This is a genomic window from Bacillus sp. GbtcB14, from assembly GCF_019091205.1.
In the GTDB taxonomy this organism is placed as follows: Bacteria; Bacillota; Bacilli; order Bacillales; family Bacillaceae_G; genus Bacillus_A; species Bacillus_A cereus_AG.
This window is the reverse complement of record NZ_JAGXJT010000318.1, coordinates 1-235: the sequence shown is the minus strand read 5'-3', so window position 1 is coordinate 235 and position 235 is coordinate 1. Positions and strand designations below refer to the sequence as shown.

The window sequence follows — 235 nt, the reverse complement described above, 5'->3', positions numbered from 1 at the left end:
ATGAAGTGTTACTAATGAAAAAAGACGATGCACTTGAGACAGCTGTAACATCAAATGCCGAGAAGATGCTTCAGAAAGCTAAAGGTGTAGAAGAGAAAGTGAATGAAAGAGTAGCAAAGCGTAGAAAAGTAGAAGAACAAGGAATCGATAAACTCATCAAAGCTGTCGATAGTATAGATGACGTGAAAGAAAAAGAGAAGAAAGTTTGAGAAGGGTTAGATAAGGCTGAAGAGGC

At 37.9% G+C, this 235-nt stretch carries 1 pseudogene; it reads left to right on the top strand.

What is annotated here, in order from left to right:
• Positions 1-209, top strand: a pseudogene (locus KVT31_RS30015) (hypothetical protein); the annotation flags it as partial.
• Positions 210-235 lie beyond the last annotated feature (26 nt).